The following is a 16,241-nucleotide window of genomic DNA, read 5'->3' on the forward strand; positions in this document are numbered from 1 at the left end:
GCATAAAATCTACTCTTCATTCTCCACAATATGTTTAAGCATGGACAATTTATTATCCCAAAATCGTTCATAGTACGAGAGCCACTGCTGTAATTCCTCTAATGGTTCTGGATGCAAACGATATATCTTCTCTCTTCCGCTCTTTCTTCCACTCACTAAATTCGCTTCCGAAAGAATATGAAGGTGCTTTACAACAGCAGTACGACTCATCGGAAAATGATCCGTTATTTTTGAAATCGGTAACTCTTTGTCACTTAATAACCGTATTACTTCTCGGCGGGTTGGATCAGCAATTGCTTGAAATACATCATATTTCGCTACTGATGAGGACACTTAGCCTTCGACAACCTTTTTCAGTTTTTCATTTACAATCGCTACCCAGCCGCCGCTCATTCTTTCGTGAATAATAGAGCTCTTCGCATTTGGTTTTGGGAGGATTTCATCAGGATGTTTCCAGCCGCCGTGAATTAACGTAAATTCTGTTTTATTATCTCCTAGGTCTTTCAGATTAAATGAAACGACCCAGCCATCTGTATCCCATGAGAAAGATAGATGGTTTGGCTCATCAATTTCTAACACTTTACATGGTGATGGCCCAAATGGCGATTGCACATGAAACTCATGTCCTACCTCTAATTCAAAATCATTTGGCATAAACCATGACGCAATTCCTTCTGCAGTTGATACTACATTCCATACTTTTTGAATAGACGCGTTAAAAACGATTGTTTGTTTAATATCATTTAATGTATTTTGTTGTTCCATTTTATATCTCCTTTATTCGGCATTAAAATATAACACCTTTTAGTTTCACATCAACAATATAACACCTTTTGGTTTCATGTCAAGAAAGACTCTTTTTCACTGTTGAGAAATTCTCAACATTTTTTCAACAGGACAAACACCCTCTCACCATTCCTTCATAATATACTCACAAAGGCAATGAAAAATAGAAAATTCCCTCAATATGAAACTCTATCACTCCTATTGAGAGAAGCGCCTAACTTATCTCATCTGTACTTCGTCTCTCCTCCTTCCCTCGGGGACAATACGCGAGATATGTAAAAATCAGAAGGAGTATGCCCGCCATTTGGGTAGGTAGTTATTTCTCTTCTCCTCAACATTTCCTTAGGAGCGAAATGACTACCGACCCACTTTTTCAAACAAAAATAAAAAGGAGATGAAAGCTATGTTCTATTGCATTAACTGTTCTGAAATTCACCATGAAAAACACCCGAATGATAAAGTTTTTAAAAACGGTTTTTATATTGATCCATTTTTAGGTGATCGTTATCACCTTGGTATGTGTACAGATGCCCAAAACCATGAAACAGGGGCGCCTCTTTTAGCGACAAAGAAATTAGGCACAACTCAATCTATTATGAACGTATTACCGACACATGTTGTCCCAACATAAAACATAAAAAAGAGCTGGCTCACCCAGCTCTTTTTTATGCTTTATAAACGATCATTGCTGAAAAACAATAAATTTGGTTTTCGTCATCATTAATAGAAACACCGACTTGGTACTTAATATCTACAAAGTTACTATCATCAATTTTTTTCAAAAATACATTTACAGCGTCTTCTAAGTCCTTTTCATGACTTTCATCAAACACTTTCACACGAATCATGTTAACACCATCCTAGATCGCAGCCCTCCGCCGCTTGTTTATTGCCACGGTGCGTATCTATGATGCGATAAAACTTTCCATCTTCATATATATATCCGTCTTCTAACACATATTGTTTATCTTCAGTATAGACATAAAACTTACCTATCATAAACTTACTCGTATATAATTCCAAATAATCTTGCCTAAATTTAGCTACAACTTTATTTGTAATATCAATTCTAATTGTGCGCCCCACCTTCTATCCCTCCCTTGCAAAGAACGGATTTAGGTATATTGTATTAGCGATTTTATATTTTATGCTTAAAAATAAGTGGATATGCTCTCTTTCTGCGCCTGTACTATTTTTCTAAAAAAATTCCCCCTATTTATTCAACTTATAAGAGCAAAAAAACAAACAAAAAAACGACTTTTATATATTGACTACAGCATATCAGATGTGATATTATATAAAATTTGACATTTTTATCCTAGTATGTTATCATTAAAAGTAGTTACCACATACGGAGGTGGATGATTTGTTTCAAATTGGTGATAAAATCGTTTATCCAATGCACGGTGCAGGAATCATCGAAGCAATTGAAGAGAAAGAAATATTAGGCACTACGCGTCAATATTGTGTTATACGCATCATTAGTAAAGATATGCAAGTAATGCTTCCGATGAATCAATTACAAAAATCAGGTATACGTTATATCGTCGATAAAGGTACGTTAGATGGTATACTTCTTGAATTTCATCATGGGGAATCAGACCCCTCACTCTCTTGGAAACAAAGGTATACAATGAATATGGAAAAAATGAAGAACGGCAATCTTCAAGATAGTGCAGAAGTTGTTCGTGATTTACTTCGTCGCAATAAAGAAAGAGCATTAAATGCGAGCGAAAAACAAATGCTAGATAATGCGCGTAAAATGGTTATTAGTGAAGTTGCGCTCGTACAGAATGTTTCAGAACATCAAGCAACAGAATTTCTTCAAGATACAATCAATCATTAATTTTAAAAATAGCCGACCGCTATTTTTTTTTGCGTAAAAAAGGCCAAAGAGTTAAATCTCTTTGGCCTTTCATATTACCCACGCCCCGCTTGAAATGATGGGTATAAAGTCATTCCACCATCTGCAAATAACGTAATTCCAGTTACGTAACTTGCCTCTGCTGAAGCGAGCCACGTTGCTACTGCTGCGATTTCTTCAGGTTTTCCAATGTAACCCATTGGAATCATACTTTCTACGTCGTCACGTTTTTTCGGGTCAGCAAATTTTTCAGCATTAATTGGCGTATTAATTGCACCAGGCCCAATATTATTTACCCGAATACCTTTTGGTGCATATTCTAACGCTAACGTTTCTGTCATAAGCTTAATCCCCCCCTTACTAGCCGCATAATGCACAAATAATGGCCACGGGATTTTCTCATGAACACTAGACATATTAATAACCGAACCTTTAATATCGTGTTCCACAAAATATTTAATCGCTTCACGACTTCCTAAAAAAGCACCTGTTAAATTTGTATGAATTACTTTATTCCAATCCTCTAACGGCATTTCATGCGACGGTACCGCGTTTTCTATCCCTGCATTATTAATCATGACGTCGAGCGTACCAAACTCTTTCACAGCAGATTGAATGAGATTTACAACATCTGCCTCGACCGTCACATCACCTTTTACAGCAATCGCTTCTCCACCTACCTTTTTTATTTCTTCTAATACATCGTTCGCTTCTGACTCTCTTGAGCGGTAGTTAATAACAACTTTCGCCTTCTCTTTAGCAAATCTTACTCCCATGGCTCTTCCAAGACCAGTTGCTGATCCTGTAATAACGACGACTTTCCCTTCTAAATCGCTATACATTTTAATACCTCCTTAACCTTTCGCAATCCCCAGCATAATTCCAGCTGCAATAATAAAAACGATACCAATAACAATCCCAATTAATTGACGCTTCGTTTTCCTTTCACCTAATATAAAAATCCCCCCAAGCGTCGAAATAATAATTCCCATTTGTGAAAGGGAAAAGCTTGTTGCGACCCCAACTCTTGGCTGCGAAATGAATAAAAACATATTTCCAGCTGCCCAAATCAATCCTGGAAGAATATTTCGAATCGCATATTTATTGAATGGATGATGTTTAAATGTGAGTAAAATCCCGCCTAATACCATACCGACCGCTTGTGGTAATAAAGCCGACCAACCGTTCACGTTAAATAACCGGATAACTACTACGTAAACTAAATAACCGACTGTTGAAATTAATAAAATAATAATTCCTTTTTTAAAATTTCCTGCTTGCTCTGCATTCTTCTCTTCTTTACTTTGAAGCGATGTTAAAATAACCCCGATAATAATACAAACGAGCGCCAAAACTCCAAGAACGACCGATATCGTCGTTGACCATTCATGAAACACGATAACCCCGAATAATGTTGTCGCGACTAATTGAAGCCCTGTTGAAATCGGCATCGTTCTAGAAACACCCATTAAATCAATACTTTTTAATTGATTCGCTTGACCAAGTGCCCAAAATAAGCCAGATACAATTCCAACTCCAATAACGGTCGGAGTTAATACCGGCTTCATAAAAATATAAACGACAATTGAGAAGATAAGTGCACCGAACGTTGTACCGAGCGTTTGACTATACGGTCCCCCGCCTAGTTTCACGTTAAATAGCACAATACTCCCCCAAAATATAGCTGGTAAAATCGCTAAAAGTATATCCATCGCTCATTACCTTTCTCTACAAAATGTCATAGGTTATCGCTCTAAATCATTAGAGTGAGCTTTTATTTTTTCGTTTTTTCGTGCACAAATCTTTTCTACAATAGCACCAGAAACATTCTTTTCTCGCTCCACTTTCTTTATCTTTATGTGATCTAAATTGTCTTCCAAAGTAAGTGTAACTTTATCATTCGGCGGATTATGTGCCCCTTGAAATGTAAGAAATTGTATCGTAACTTCAAACCTAGGAACAAACTCATCTTTCTTGCCTAGACGCTTTATATTTGTAACTGAGTCACATTCATATTGATCTTCTGTCACTTGCCTTATAACCGAGTAATATCGATTCAGTAACGCACTTTCTAAAAGCTGTTCCGTCGATTCTTTTGCCAAAGAATTGCTTGGAGAAAAGAAAAAAACAGAACATATCATTGCAATCATTACACATATCTTTTTCATAACTTCCTCCTTTTCCTATAAGATAGTGTTCTCCAAAATGCCATAAAAAAACGACTTTCCCTATTTAGGAAAGTCGTTTTTTATAGCATAAATCCAATATTAACCACCACTCACTGGTGGTATTAGTGCAACTACATCACCAGATTGTATCGTATCATCTTCATTCGCGTACTCTTCATTAATCGCAACCATTATTGGCGCTGACACTGGTACATTATATTCTTTCGCAACAATATCTTTTAACTCTGCAACAGTAATATTTTCTTTCTCTATTTGTAATTCACTCGTTCCTGCTTCTTCTTGCAAGTTCGCAAATAACAATACTCGAATCATATTTATAACTCCTTCCCAGGCTCTCCTGCTGGATATGGTGTTTTTTCTAATTGGTCACCAATCCATGAGTCACCAGCTTCCCAAAATTCCTTTTTCCAAATTGGAACAATTTGCTTAATACGCTCCATAATATATTCATTCGCTTCATAAGCCTCTTTGCGATGAGGCGTTGATACAGCAACAACAACCGCTATATCAGAAATTTGTAGCGTGCCGATGCGATGCGTAATCGCAACATGTGTACCGGGCCACTTCTCCTTCACTTCTGACCCAATTTTCTGTAGCATCTTTTCTGCCATCGTCTTATAAGCTACATACTCTAAGTATAGTGTACGACGCCCTTTCGTAAACTCCCTAACTGTCCCGATAAATGTTGTAACAGCACCACATTCACGGCGAACTACTTTCTTTGTCACCTCTTCAATCGAGATTTCTGTATCAATTACTTCATAATACGTATTTATCATTTTGCACCCCTAGCCGTTTGTAAAAACCAGTCTATATACAATTTTTCTTCTGTTATATGAAATACTTTATATTCTTCTCGCACATTTGACGAAGCATCATACCACGTAATAACTGCCGCTATATTTTCTACTTTATGTAAAAGTTCAGCGTCTTCCGCAGAACGAAGTAACACTACTTTCGGATAGTTCTCAGCTTTATAGCCCTCTATTAAAATCGTATCTACTTCAAAAAATTCGTACAAGCGGATAATTTCTTGCAAGGACCATTCATCTCGCAAAGAGGACAAAGATAGTAATCCAGCACCTTCTACACTACTTACTACAGCACCAGCTTTTCTGTGTCTTTCACTGTCTTTTTGCGCTACTTCAGGAAAGCCCCCGTGACCATGATGTTTAATTGTAGCAACCTTCATTTCTCTTTCAGTTAATGCATGCACCATCTTCTCTACAAGTGTTGTTTTCCCGCTATTTTGATACCCTACTATTTGTAAGATTGAAGAGGCTTTGCCCACGGCCAATCACTTCCCTCAGAGCATTCTAACAATAATACAGACACTTTCATTCCTGCTTCAAATCCTCTCGTTCCTCCAGGCAGCACGATAAAAGCATTTGCATCCGCAAGCGAAGAGACCGCACTCGATTTATCTAAACCGACTGGCATCGCTTGTAGTGCCCCATTAACAATACTCGCTTTCGCTCTTACAAAACGAGTAAACGGATTTGGTTTCGGGAAATCTTTTTGTAAAATAGCATCAGTTCTATATACGTGAGGCTCCTTCGCATGCAAATACGTTTTCATAATTGGATGTACAAATAATTCGAAACCTACATAACAAGCTGACGGATTACCTGATAAACCGAAAAGTAACTTTCCATCAACTTCAGCTACTGTCGTTACACTTCCAGGTCTCATCGCTATTTTATTAAAGAGTACATTCGCCTGTAACCTTGCATAAATAGCCGGTAAGTAGTCGTAATCTCCTACTGAAACACCGCCCGTTGTAATTAAAATATCAACCTCACCTATCGCTGATTTAACGGCTGTAAAACATGCATCTAACTCATCAGCAAGTTGTCCATAGTAACGCACTTTTCCGCCAGCTTTCATAATTTGAGCGGCAATCATGTAAGAGTTACTATTTCTAATTTTTCCTGGTTCTAACGCCTCATGCACTTCTAGTAATTCGCTGCCCGTCGTTACAATACCGACAACAGGCTGTTTTACAACTTTCACAGTGCTATATCCAAACGTCGCTAATAATGCGGCAACACCTGGATTGATTACAAAACCTTTCTTAACGAGGACTTGATTTTGTTTTATATCTTCTCCTTTAAATGACACATTGTCACCGTTTTGGAAAGGACGTTTTAACTTCATATATGTACTTTCGTTCCTCTCGAATCCTTCCGTCAGTTCTAGCATTACGACTGCATTGCAATCTTCTGGAATAGCTGCTCCTGTCATAATACGAACCGCCTGAAAAGCCCCTACTTCTTCTGCAAAAACAGATCCTGCTCCGATCTCTCCTATTACTTCAAATTCAATCGGATGCTCTTGACCCGCTTCCTTCGTGTCTTCTGCTCGAATTGCGAAACCATCGTAAGGAGAACGATCAAAGTGAGGAACGTCGTGATCTGAGACAACATCCTCTCCAAGAATCCTCCCGTAACTTTCTGTAATAGAAACTTCTTCTACTTCACCATGCTTAGCATATTTCATAACCCGCTCTACAGCCTCAGCAACTTGAATCGGGATTCGTTTTTCTACCATTGTTTCTCACCTCATATTTGCAAAATATCTAATCTCGATTACACTTTATATATTAAATCGCAATTACTTCAAGGAGGAATTCCATGTCTTCATTCACACATTTCAACGACCAAGGGCGCGCTAAAATGGTTGATATAAGTGACAAAAAAATAACCGTTCGAACAGCAATAGCATGCTCTAGCATTCTTGTTACGAAAGAAATTTTTGATAAAATCTCACGCAACGAAATTGGTAAAGGTGACGTATTAGCCGTCGCACAAATCGCAGGTATTATGGCTGCAAAACGTACTTCTGATATTATCCCAATGTGCCATCCTTTATTATTAAAAGGTGTTGATGTCTCTTTCGATTGGAAACAGTCAGAAGAACAATATCGGCTACTTATTGAAGTAAAAGTTAAAACAGAAGGTAGTACCGGCGTTGAGATGGAAGCTTTAACAGCTGCTTCCGCTACCGCTCTTACTGTATATGACATGTGTAAAGCCGTTGATAAGGGTATGATTATTGGCGAAACGTACTTACTTGAAAAAACGGGCGGAAAAAATGGAGATTATATTAGAAATTCTTAATCCTACCTTTTCCATTTGAACCTAAAGGATTCCCCTTTAGGTTCAACCTATATATCTTGCATATAGTCGTTTCGCAACATTCATATCATTCGTACCATGAATAAACGCCCTGCCATCTGTAAATAAAACGAAACGATATTCTTCCACTGGAAATGATAATAAATACGGCGTTGCTTTTACATCCACACTTTTTTGTAAGCGCTTTTTAATTTCTTTTAAATTAAAACCCTGACGCACACCTGGACGGATTTGAACTGTATTTCGCCCACATAATACTTCTGTTTTCGTTTGTGCTTCAAATGTTAAACTCGGATATGTACGTAACTTTCCACAGGATAAACATGTATCCTTTTTCTGCCTATTCACTTTAAATGCCATCTGCTGATTATTCCAAAGATCAAATGATAGCATCGTTTCACGAAGTGCCTCAAAATCTTCTACTAATATTTTCAAGGCTTCCGTTATTTGATGTGCAACTACTAATTGCACTGCTGGCTGTATAATACCGGCCGTATCACATGTCGCTCCGCTCGCTGGATGCTCCATTAAACATCGAAAACACGGCGTTTTTCCTGGCAAGATTGTATAAGTTACTCCGTAGCTTCCAACGCATCCTCCGTATATCCACGGAACGTTATACATCTGCGATATATCATTAATAAGAAGGCGCGTTTCAAAATTATCTGTCGCATCTAATATTAAATCTACACCTTTAATTAATTCTTCCATTTCTTGCACCGTTACATCAGTCACAACCGGTACAATTTCTACTTCGGAATTAATTGCCTTTAAATGTTCTGCTGCCGCTATTGCTTTCGGTTTATAATGCTTTGCATCTTCTTCTGTATATAATTGTTGCCTTTGTAAATTACTCCATTCTACATAATCACGATCCGCAATTGTTATTTTTCCAACACCTGCTCTAACAATTGCTTCTGCATTCGCTGCTCCGAGTGCACCAGCACCGATAACGAGCACATGCTTCCCTCTTATTTTCCGTTGCCCTTCTTCCCCAACACCAGAAAATAACATTTGTCTTGAATATCGCTCTTGCATACGACATCCCCCTTTCTTATCCTCCTATATAAGACATTTCAATTTTCGGACGATTTTTCGCACTTTCTTCTGTCCGTTCATCTGAATATCGATCTTTTCTATTCTCCCATACATATTGTATAGCTTTTAATAACTCATTATCCGAAAGGTTCTCCCTCAGAAGTTTCCTTAAATCCATTCCTTCTGTCGCAAACAAGCAAGTATAAAACTTTCCATCTGCCGAAATTCTTGCTCTCGTACAAGAAGAACAAAATGACTCAGAAACAGAGGTAATAAAACCAACCTCTACATTCGTTCCAACGTATCGATACCGCTTCGCAACCTCACCAAAATAATGAGCTTCAGCTGGCTCAATTGGATACACCCCATGAATCATATCAATTAATTCTCGTTTCGTAATAACTTGATCAAAATTCCATCCATTCGTACTGCCAACATCCATAAACTCAATAAACCTAAGCGTGCTTCCTTGTTCTTTAAAATACGCAGCAACCGGAAGTACTTGATGATCATTCATTCCTTTTTTCACAACCATATTTACTTTCACTTCAAGGCCTGCTTCTTTCGCTGCCATAATTCCTTTTAACACTGGCTTCGTATTCATATTCCGGCCATTAATTGCGCGGAACACATTATCATCTATCGCATCCAAACTAACATTTACTCGGTGTAACCCAGCTTCTTTTAACGCCTTCGCTTGCTTCGTTAAATGAATCGCATTTGTCGTTAATCCTATATCTACTAAACCGTCAATTTTCACGAGACGTTCGATAAGTTTTGTTAAGTCCTTACGGAGCAAGGGTTCGCCACCAGTAAGTCTAATTTTCCGTACACCGATGCTAACAAATACTTTTGCTAATCGCTCTATTTCATCAAATGTCAGTAAAAACTCATCTTTCAAAAAAGTATAATCAGGACCAAACACTTCCGCTGGCATACAATACGTACACCGTAAATTACAACGATCAATGACAGAGATGCGTAAATCTTGAAGTGGGCGTCCGAAAAAATCTTTAACCTTCTCCTGCATCGCCACTCTCCCTTTCTGCCAAATTTATACCTCTCTTCATTCTATTATAATATATTTTTGAACCGCGATGTTTTTGCTAAGGTGAATAAAGTGAAACTTTACTAACCAATTAGACTATCTACAAGTAACGAGATAAAAAACCTTGAAACATAAAAGTTCCAAGGTTTTCTGTTTATTAACTTAATCTAATAATAGTTAGAGTAGCTCCTGGCGTTGTTGTAGATAATGTAGCTATTGCAACTAATCCAAATAACTGCAGACTAATAGCAGCTCCAGCAGGCAAGTTAGCAATTATTGGTGCACTAAATGAACCAGTAGCCACTGTCGGGGAGTTTATCGTTCCCGCAAGCGGACTGCCATTTACGGTTATACGAGAACTGACAAGTAATCCTGCCGTTAAATTAATTGTATAGGCTATATAATAATTCCCTGCATTCGCAACTGTAAATACAGTATTTCCACCACTAACGGTTATTCCTGGTCCAATATTTTGATTGTTCGGTAATGAGATATTCGTACCGCCTAATAAAACCGAAATAGCGGTTCCTGATGTATTATTCGCAAATGCATACGTTGCAGTTGTACTAACTCCAGTCACCCCGGTCGCTCCTGTTACTCCTGTTGGACCCGTTCCTCCCGTTGGACCTTGAATTCCTTGTGAACCTGTCGCTCCTGTTGCCCCCGTTGGACCTTGAATTCCTTGTGAACCTGTCGCTCCTGTTGCCCCCGTTGGACCTTGAATTCCTTGTGAACCTGTCGCTCCGGTTGCTCCCGTTGGACCTTGAATTCCTTGTGGGCCTTGTGGGCCTGTTGGACCCGTGTCCCCGGTTGGGCCTTGTGGACCTTGTAAACCTTGCACTCCTTGCGGACCGGTTGGACCTATTTCTCCTTGCACACCTTGTATTCCGGTTGGGCCTTGTGGACCAGTCGGACCTTGCACTCCTTGTATCCCTTGAATTCCCTGTGGGCCTTGTGCTCCGGTTGCACCTGTTGCCCCTTGTATCCCTTGTGGGCCTTGACCTCCTTGGATTCCTTGAGGACCTGTTGGACCTTGGATTCCTTGCGGGCCTTGAATTCCTTGCGGACCTTGATCTCCCGTTGCTCCCGTTATACCTTGGATCCCTTGTGGACCTTGAACACCTTGCGGACCGGTTGGGCCTATGTCTCCTTGTACTCCTTGTATTCCTTGTGGACCCTGCAGCCCCGTTGCTCCGGTTGCACCAGTTACTCCAGTTGCTCCGGTCACACCCGTCGCCCCTGTTGCTCCCGTATCTCCTACTCCTCCCGTTACACCTGTCGCTCCTGTCGGACCAGGTGGTCCACCGGATGGACCTGTCAATCCCGTCGGACCTGATGGACCTGTTGGGCCAGTCGGTCCAGCTGGGCCTCCTGATGGACCCGTTACACCTGATGGACCCGTTACTCCAGTTGCCCCTGTAGTCCCTTCCCCTGTCGCCCCTGTTGTACCCGTATCTCCAGTTACTCCTGTCGGCCCTTGGATTCCTTGAATTCCTTGTGGGCCTTGCACTCCTTGCGCACCCGTCGGTCCTTGAATTCCTTGGATACCTTGAACTCCCTGTGGACCCATTGGACCTGTTGGACCTATATCCCCTTGAGTACCTTGCACTCCTTGCGGGCCCTCTGGACCTGTTGCTCCTATATTCCCTTGAACACCTTGAACTCCAGTTGCTCCTTGTGCTCCGGTAGCTCCTGTTATACCTTGAATCCCTTGTATTCCCTGAATTCCTTGTGGACCTTCTGGACCTGTTACTCCTATTGGTCCTTGAACTCCTTGGATTCCTTGTGGGCCCTCTGGACCTGTTGCTCCAGCTGGCCCTGGCACTCCTTGTATTCCTTGCGGACCCTGAAGTCCTTCTGGGCCTTCTGGGCCTGTTGGTCCTATATCACCCATTGGCCCTTGAATTCCTTGGACTCCTTGTGAACCTGTGTCTCCGGTTGGACCAGGTACCCCTTGTATTCCTTGTGGGCCTTGATCTCCTGTTGCTCCTGTTATACCTTGAGGTCCTATGGCCCCTTGTATACCTTGCGGACCTTGATCTCCTGTTGCCCCCGTTATCCCTTGAATCCCCTGAACCCCTTGGATTCCTTGTTCACCAGTTACTCCTGTCGGACCAGGAATACCTTGAATACCTTGCGGACCTTCTGGACCCGTTGGCCCAATTGGCCCTTGAACCCCTTGGATTCCTTGCAGGCCCTGTGCTCCTGTTTCTCCTGTACTTCCAGTAGGACCTGTATTTCCAGTCACTCCCGCACTTCCAGTTACTCCAGTATTTCCAGTCGCTCCCGTCGCACCTGTACTTCCACTTGGTCCACCTCCTGGCCCTGTCGCACCAGTTGCTCCAGTCGGACCTGGAGGTCCTCCAGATGGGCCAGTTATCCCTGTTGGACCTGTTATTCCAGTCGGACCACTAATCCCCTGACCAGTCGCTCCTGTTGCTCCCGTATTTCCATCCGGTCCTTGTGGGCCTTGTATCCCTTGAGCTCCTTGTATTCCTTGTGAACCTGTTGCACCCGGTACCCCTTGCACTCCTTGAATTCCTTGAGGTCCCTCTGGCCCGGTAGCTCCAATCGGCCCCTGTAATCCCTGTATCCCCTGTATACCTTGTGCCCCAGTCGCTCCGGTTGGACCAATTGGACCTTGTAACCCTTGCACTCCTTGAGGTCCTGTCGCTCCAGTTTCTCCCTGTGGTCCCCTTAATCCTTGTGGTCCCTGCTGTCCTTCTGGTCCTGTTGCACCCATTTGTCCAGCTGGTCCTTGAATCCCTTGCACTCCTTGAGGTCCTGTCGGGCCCATCTCCCCCATCGGACCTTGAAATCCCCTTGGTCCTTGTGGACCAGTCGGGCCTTGTGGACCGGTTGGACCAGTAATCCCAATGCCAGTAAATCCCGTTGGAACGGGAGGAAAAGTAGGTCCAATAAGATTCGGTGAAATTCTGAAATTAGAGTTTAATGAATTTTGTCTATCGCGCTCTTTCACACTTTCACCACCTACACACCATCTTTTTTACTTTAAACAAACCTCTTCTTCTTAATATGTATTTACAAAAACAATCTCAAAGACTATTTTTATTTTAAATAATAAAAACTCCCTTAATTCCTTAAGGGAGTCCAGAAACTGAATCCATATTATCTGTATTAGGGACAGCTTGCGATATACTCGACACATTTGCACCTTGCCCCATGTTTGTTCCCGTTACAGTACCAGCAGGGGTACCTCGTGTATAGGTTGTCGTCACCGAATCTCCCGGTTGTAAACAAAGCTTCGTCTCCGTCCCTATTACTGTAACAACGTCAATCCAAGTGCAACCCGTTGAACCACTATACGATTTCGAAGCAGTAAATGAAGTATCACTCAAATTATCCCCTGTAAATATATTCCCAGTATTATTAACGATAATAAATTCTTTAATACGTGCAGGCATACTTACACTCTACCTTTCCTTTATGAACCTAATGTACGTGTACTCGTCGCTAATGGCGGAAGAAACACTGATGTTCTAATCACAGCTTCTGGCTGTCGTTTCCCATTTAAAAAAACAGCCGCACTCGATCCTCCAGCACCCGCATATATTTTCGATACAGCAAAAGGTGCGATATTATAACAGTCGCCAACATTAACAGCCCCTGTATTATTAATAATTTTTACTTTACGCATGTTAATCCCCATTTACCCCTCCCCCTTTTGTATACTGTATGCAAAAGAAAAAAACTTGAAACAGACTCGTTTCAAGTTTTTGCAGCTACTTATTTAGTTTCGCCTTCATATTGAAGCATACCGCCAACCATATTCACCGTTTTAAATCCTTGCTCATTTAAATAATGGCATACATTTTCACTACGCATTCCCGAACGGCAAATAAAGATATATTCATTCTCTTTCTCAAAGAAATCCACTTTATTTGGAATATCGCCCATTTTAATATGTACAGCTTCTGGAATTTTCCCTGCCGCTACTTCTTCATCTTCCCTTACATCTACTAAAAATAATGTTTCTCCATTTTCTAAACGCTCTTGCACTTCTTCTGTAGTAATTGTTTTTACTTCTGTCATATGTAGTTCCTCCTTATATACAATAAAACCTTCAGTTTCTTCTTTAAACAATCATTTCTCATCAATTTTAGCACGCGAAGGAAGGAACGCAAAGAATGGAACATTTATTTCTCAATTTTCCAGCAAAACTTATTCTTTACAAACATAACTGACGCATTGTATCCTCAATATACTTGTTTGATGAAAGGAGCCAGTTAAAATGACACTTTTTCTTTTCATTATGGGCATCATTTTCTTAGTTTTTGCAGTTATTGCTCTTAGTATGAAAAATAATAAAAAGATAAAATCCCCTCAAGAAATGTCATTCTTATTTCTATTACTTAGTATAGCTTTCTTCGGTTTATCAATCGCTTCATATATTTTCCGTCTGCAAATCATGTAAAAAAAGGTGCCTACTATAAATCATGCACCTTTCCACATTAATTATTTCCTACACAAAACTAGATACTTTCCGGTTTAAAAACTCATAAATTTTCTTTTCAAATAAATGAACATCTAACGCTCCTGCCATATGCCCATTTATACTTTCTATCTCATATACTTCTGCGTACTTCCCTTGCTTTTGCAAAATATCTACCATTTTATAATTGTAACGAGGCGGCTGAAGTAAATCTTGTTTGCATGGAATCATGAGTACATTCGCTTCAACTTTAGAAAGAGCCTCTTCTAAAGAAGAAAATCCATGTGCAATATCATGTAATAAGACCGCTTTTGCAGTATACATCCATGAATTTGCATCTACTAAATCTATACTTTTACATGTCACTTTATTTATTTCTTTCTCAAATGATGTTAATGCAGAAAATTGTTGATAAGGTGCCATTTCTATACTGTTCCGCGGGAATGCCATTTCATAAAAATGTTCATCGAACGCGTTCATAAACATCATTCGATTTGCTAAATGAAGACCCTTCGTTGGCTGCTCTTCTCCATACTTTCCACCTTTCCAGTTTGGATCAAGCTGAATTGCTTCAATCGCATTTTGCGCTACATTTCCCGACGTTATAATTGGATTTTGTGGATTCGTAATAACTCCAATCACTCGCTCTACCATATGAGGATAGTGAACAGCCCATTGCTGCGCAATCATCCCACCTGCCGACGGTCCCATTACAGCATGTAGCCTAGCAATCCCCATATCTTTTATTAACTCATATTGCATACGTGCTACATCTAAAAATGTGAAAACTGGAAAATCCATCGCATACTCAAAACCAGTCATCGGATTTATCGATTTTGGTCCCGTTGTAATTACGTAGGGATTCTTCACCTGTACATTACAAAGGTTATCAGTGCATATAACGAAATATTTATTTGTATCAATTGCTTTTCCAGGTCCAATTAATCCATCCCACCAACCAGCTTCCTCATCATGCTCTGTATATTTTCCTGCCGCATGACTTGTTGCACTAAAATAGTGACAAACTAAAATCGCATTTGATCTTTCTCTATTTAAAGTGCCATACGTCTCATACCCCATTTGAACAGGAATTCCCCTACCATTTTCAAACACAAACTCTTTTAAAACAAACTTCTCCTTTTTTACAATTTGCACAGACTCGCCTTCTTCCCGTCATATTATGAACTGCTTACTAAAGGATTTTTTCTATACAAACCAATCTCCTCCTTCTTTTCATAAATAAATGAATAATATACAAAATTAGCCACAAAATAGCACTATATTACAAGATCAAAGAGGGCATACATATGATTTGGAATTGGTTACGTAAGAAAAAAAACTCAAATACAAAAGAGACAGATGATTCGAAACAACAGCCAGATGATCAAAAGGAACATAACAAAGATAAGAATGGCGAGCCAAAAAGTACGGAACAAACTGAGGATAATTCTCAAAATAAGCAGCAAAATTCTAAACAAGAGGATAATTCTCAAAACAAGCAGCAAAGTTCTAAACAAGAGGATAATTCTCAAGGTAAGCAGCAAAATTCTAAGCAAGATGATAATTCTCAAGACAAACAACAAAATTCTAAACAAGAGCATTCTTCTCAAAACAAGCAACAAAGTTCTAAACAAGAGGATTCTTCTCAAAACAAACAGCAAGGTTCTAAACAAGAGGACTCTTCTCAAGACAAACAGCAAAGTTCTAAACAAGAGGATTCTTCTCA

General features: G+C 40.0%; 22 protein-coding genes and 1 pseudogene. 5 read left to right on the forward strand and 18 right to left on the reverse strand.

What is annotated here, in order from left to right:
- Positions 1-9: 9 nt before the first annotated feature.
- Both ABH955_RS23690 and ABH955_RS23695 read right to left on the reverse strand, forming a co-directional pair.
- A complete protein-coding gene (locus ABH955_RS23690) occupies positions 10-333 on the reverse strand; it encodes an ArsR/SmtB family transcription factor (protein ID WP_113935762.1) in 324 nt (107 codons plus the stop codon).
- On the reverse strand, positions 334-765 hold the full coding sequence (locus ABH955_RS23695; RefSeq protein WP_404454303.1) for an SRPBCC family protein: 432 nt from the start codon (positions 763-765) through the stop codon (positions 334-336).
- A 424-nt stretch (positions 766-1,189) separates the two neighbouring features.
- Here ABH955_RS23695 and ABH955_RS23700 point away from each other — a divergent pair, with 424 nt between their 5' ends.
- On the forward strand, positions 1,190-1,417 hold the full coding sequence (locus tag ABH955_RS23700) for a DUF3973 domain-containing protein (RefSeq protein ID WP_002129470.1): 228 nt from the start codon (positions 1,190-1,192) through the stop codon (positions 1,415-1,417).
- Between the two features lie 34 nt (positions 1,418-1,451).
- Here the strand turns inward: ABH955_RS23700 and ABH955_RS23705 are convergent, their stop codons facing one another.
- On the reverse strand, positions 1,452-1,634 hold the full coding sequence (locus ABH955_RS23705; RefSeq protein WP_000621751.1) for a sporulation protein Cse60: 183 nt from the start codon (positions 1,632-1,634) through the stop codon (positions 1,452-1,454).
- A gap of 1 nt (position 1,635) precedes the next feature.
- A complete protein-coding gene (locus ABH955_RS23710) occupies positions 1,636-1,872 on the reverse strand; it encodes a DUF2553 family protein (RefSeq protein ID WP_002089059.1) in 237 nt (78 codons plus the stop codon).
- A 280-nt stretch (positions 1,873-2,152) separates the two neighbouring features.
- Here ABH955_RS23710 and ABH955_RS23715 point away from each other — a divergent pair, with 280 nt between their 5' ends.
- A complete protein-coding gene (locus tag ABH955_RS23715; RefSeq protein ID WP_002089061.1) occupies positions 2,153-2,632 on the forward strand; it encodes a CarD family transcriptional regulator in 480 nt (159 codons plus the stop codon).
- A gap of 74 nt (positions 2,633-2,706) precedes the next feature.
- Here ABH955_RS23715 and ABH955_RS23720 read toward each other — a convergent pair whose 3' ends face one another.
- The 7 genes from ABH955_RS23720 to ABH955_RS23750 form a co-directional block, all read right to left on the reverse strand.
- Positions 2,707-3,492, reverse strand: a complete 786-nt coding sequence (locus ABH955_RS23720) for a glucose 1-dehydrogenase (RefSeq protein ID WP_002015659.1) — start codon at positions 3,490-3,492, stop codon at positions 2,707-2,709.
- A gap of 12 nt (positions 3,493-3,504) precedes the next feature.
- Entirely contained in the window at positions 3,505-4,362 is an 858-nt protein-coding gene (gene glcU, locus ABH955_RS23725) for a glucose uptake protein GlcU (protein ID WP_002129475.1), read from the reverse strand.
- Positions 4,363-4,395: 33 nt separating this feature from the next.
- Complete coding sequence (locus ABH955_RS23730) at positions 4,396-4,818, reverse strand: DUF3888 domain-containing protein (RefSeq protein WP_002089063.1); 423 nt, start codon at positions 4,816-4,818, stop codon at positions 4,396-4,398.
- Between the two features lie 99 nt (positions 4,819-4,917).
- Entirely contained in the window at positions 4,918-5,151 is a 234-nt protein-coding gene (moaD, locus tag ABH955_RS23735) for a molybdopterin converting factor subunit 1 (protein WP_000621795.1), read from the reverse strand.
- Between the two features lie 2 nt (positions 5,152-5,153).
- Entirely contained in the window at positions 5,154-5,618 is a 465-nt protein-coding gene (gene moaE, locus ABH955_RS23740; RefSeq protein WP_404454308.1) for a molybdopterin synthase catalytic subunit MoaE, read from the reverse strand.
- Positions 5,615-6,136, reverse strand: coding sequence for a molybdopterin-guanine dinucleotide biosynthesis protein B (mobB, locus tag ABH955_RS23745; RefSeq protein ID WP_002089067.1), 522 nt, complete (start codon positions 6,134-6,136; stop codon positions 5,615-5,617). The genes moaE and mobB overlap by 4 nt, the downstream gene beginning before the upstream one ends.
- Entirely contained in the window at positions 6,100-7,389 is a 1,290-nt protein-coding gene (locus ABH955_RS23750) for a molybdopterin molybdotransferase MoeA (protein ID WP_404454314.1), read from the reverse strand. The genes mobB and ABH955_RS23750 overlap by 37 nt, the downstream gene beginning before the upstream one ends.
- 83 nt (positions 7,390-7,472) lie before the next feature.
- Here ABH955_RS23750 and moaC point away from each other — a divergent pair, with 83 nt between their 5' ends.
- Entirely contained in the window at positions 7,473-7,958 is a 486-nt protein-coding gene (gene moaC / locus ABH955_RS23755; RefSeq protein WP_002129484.1) for a cyclic pyranopterin monophosphate synthase MoaC, read from the forward strand.
- A gap of 42 nt (positions 7,959-8,000) precedes the next feature.
- On the opposite strand, the gene ABH955_RS23760 is transcribed toward moaC, so the two are convergent.
- The 6 genes from ABH955_RS23760 to ABH955_RS23785 all read right to left on the reverse strand — a co-directional run bounded on the left by ABH955_RS23760 (position 8,001) and on the right by ABH955_RS23785 (position 14,115).
- Entirely contained in the window at positions 8,001-9,014 is a 1,014-nt protein-coding gene (locus tag ABH955_RS23760) for a molybdopterin-synthase adenylyltransferase MoeB (protein WP_201038830.1), read from the reverse strand.
- Positions 9,015-9,030: 16 nt separating this feature from the next.
- Positions 9,031-10,044: a GTP 3',8-cyclase MoaA gene (moaA, locus tag ABH955_RS23765; RefSeq protein WP_404491746.1), complete on the reverse strand. Its 1,014-nt coding sequence runs from the start codon at positions 10,042-10,044 to the stop codon at positions 9,031-9,033.
- A 175-nt stretch (positions 10,045-10,219) separates the two neighbouring features.
- On the reverse strand, positions 10,220-13,042 hold the full coding sequence (locus ABH955_RS23770) for a BclA-related collagen-like exosporium protein (protein ID WP_404491747.1): 2,823 nt from the start codon (positions 13,040-13,042) through the stop codon (positions 10,220-10,222).
- 121 nt (positions 13,043-13,163) lie between these two features.
- Entirely contained in the window at positions 13,164-13,487 is a 324-nt protein-coding gene (locus ABH955_RS23775; RefSeq protein ID WP_113935769.1) for a hypothetical protein, read from the reverse strand.
- 20 nt (positions 13,488-13,507) lie between these two features.
- Positions 13,508-13,732, reverse strand: coding sequence for a spore germination protein (locus ABH955_RS23780; protein WP_113935770.1), 225 nt, complete (start codon positions 13,730-13,732; stop codon positions 13,508-13,510).
- Positions 13,733-13,809: 77 nt separating this feature from the next.
- The gene (locus ABH955_RS23785) at positions 13,810-14,115 is read right to left on the reverse strand and encodes a rhodanese-like domain-containing protein (protein ID WP_000141214.1); all 306 of its coding nucleotides are present in this window, start codon (positions 14,113-14,115) and stop codon (positions 13,810-13,812) included.
- A 199-nt stretch (positions 14,116-14,314) separates the two neighbouring features.
- On the opposite strand from ABH955_RS23785, the gene ABH955_RS23790 reads away from it, so the two are divergent.
- Positions 14,315-14,497 carry a hypothetical protein gene (locus ABH955_RS23790; protein WP_002129493.1) on the forward strand — a complete coding sequence of 61 codons (183 nt, stop codon included), beginning with the start codon at positions 14,315-14,317 and terminating at the stop codon, positions 14,495-14,497.
- 48 nt (positions 14,498-14,545) lie between these two features.
- Here ABH955_RS23790 and ABH955_RS23795 read toward each other — a convergent pair whose 3' ends face one another.
- The gene (locus tag ABH955_RS23795; protein ID WP_404491748.1) at positions 14,546-15,670 is read right to left on the reverse strand and encodes a homoserine O-acetyltransferase family protein; all 1,125 of its coding nucleotides are present in this window, start codon (positions 15,668-15,670) and stop codon (positions 14,546-14,548) included.
- A gap of 152 nt (positions 15,671-15,822) precedes the next feature.
- Here ABH955_RS23795 and ABH955_RS23800 point away from each other — a divergent pair.
- Positions 15,823-16,241 (forward strand): annotated as a pseudogene (locus tag ABH955_RS23800) (spore germination protein); the annotation flags it as partial.

Origin of the sequence: Bacillus sp. RC240, from assembly GCF_044907945.1 — a bacterium.
GTDB classification, from domain to species: domain Bacteria; phylum Bacillota; class Bacilli; order Bacillales; family Bacillaceae_G; genus Bacillus_A; species Bacillus_A mycoides.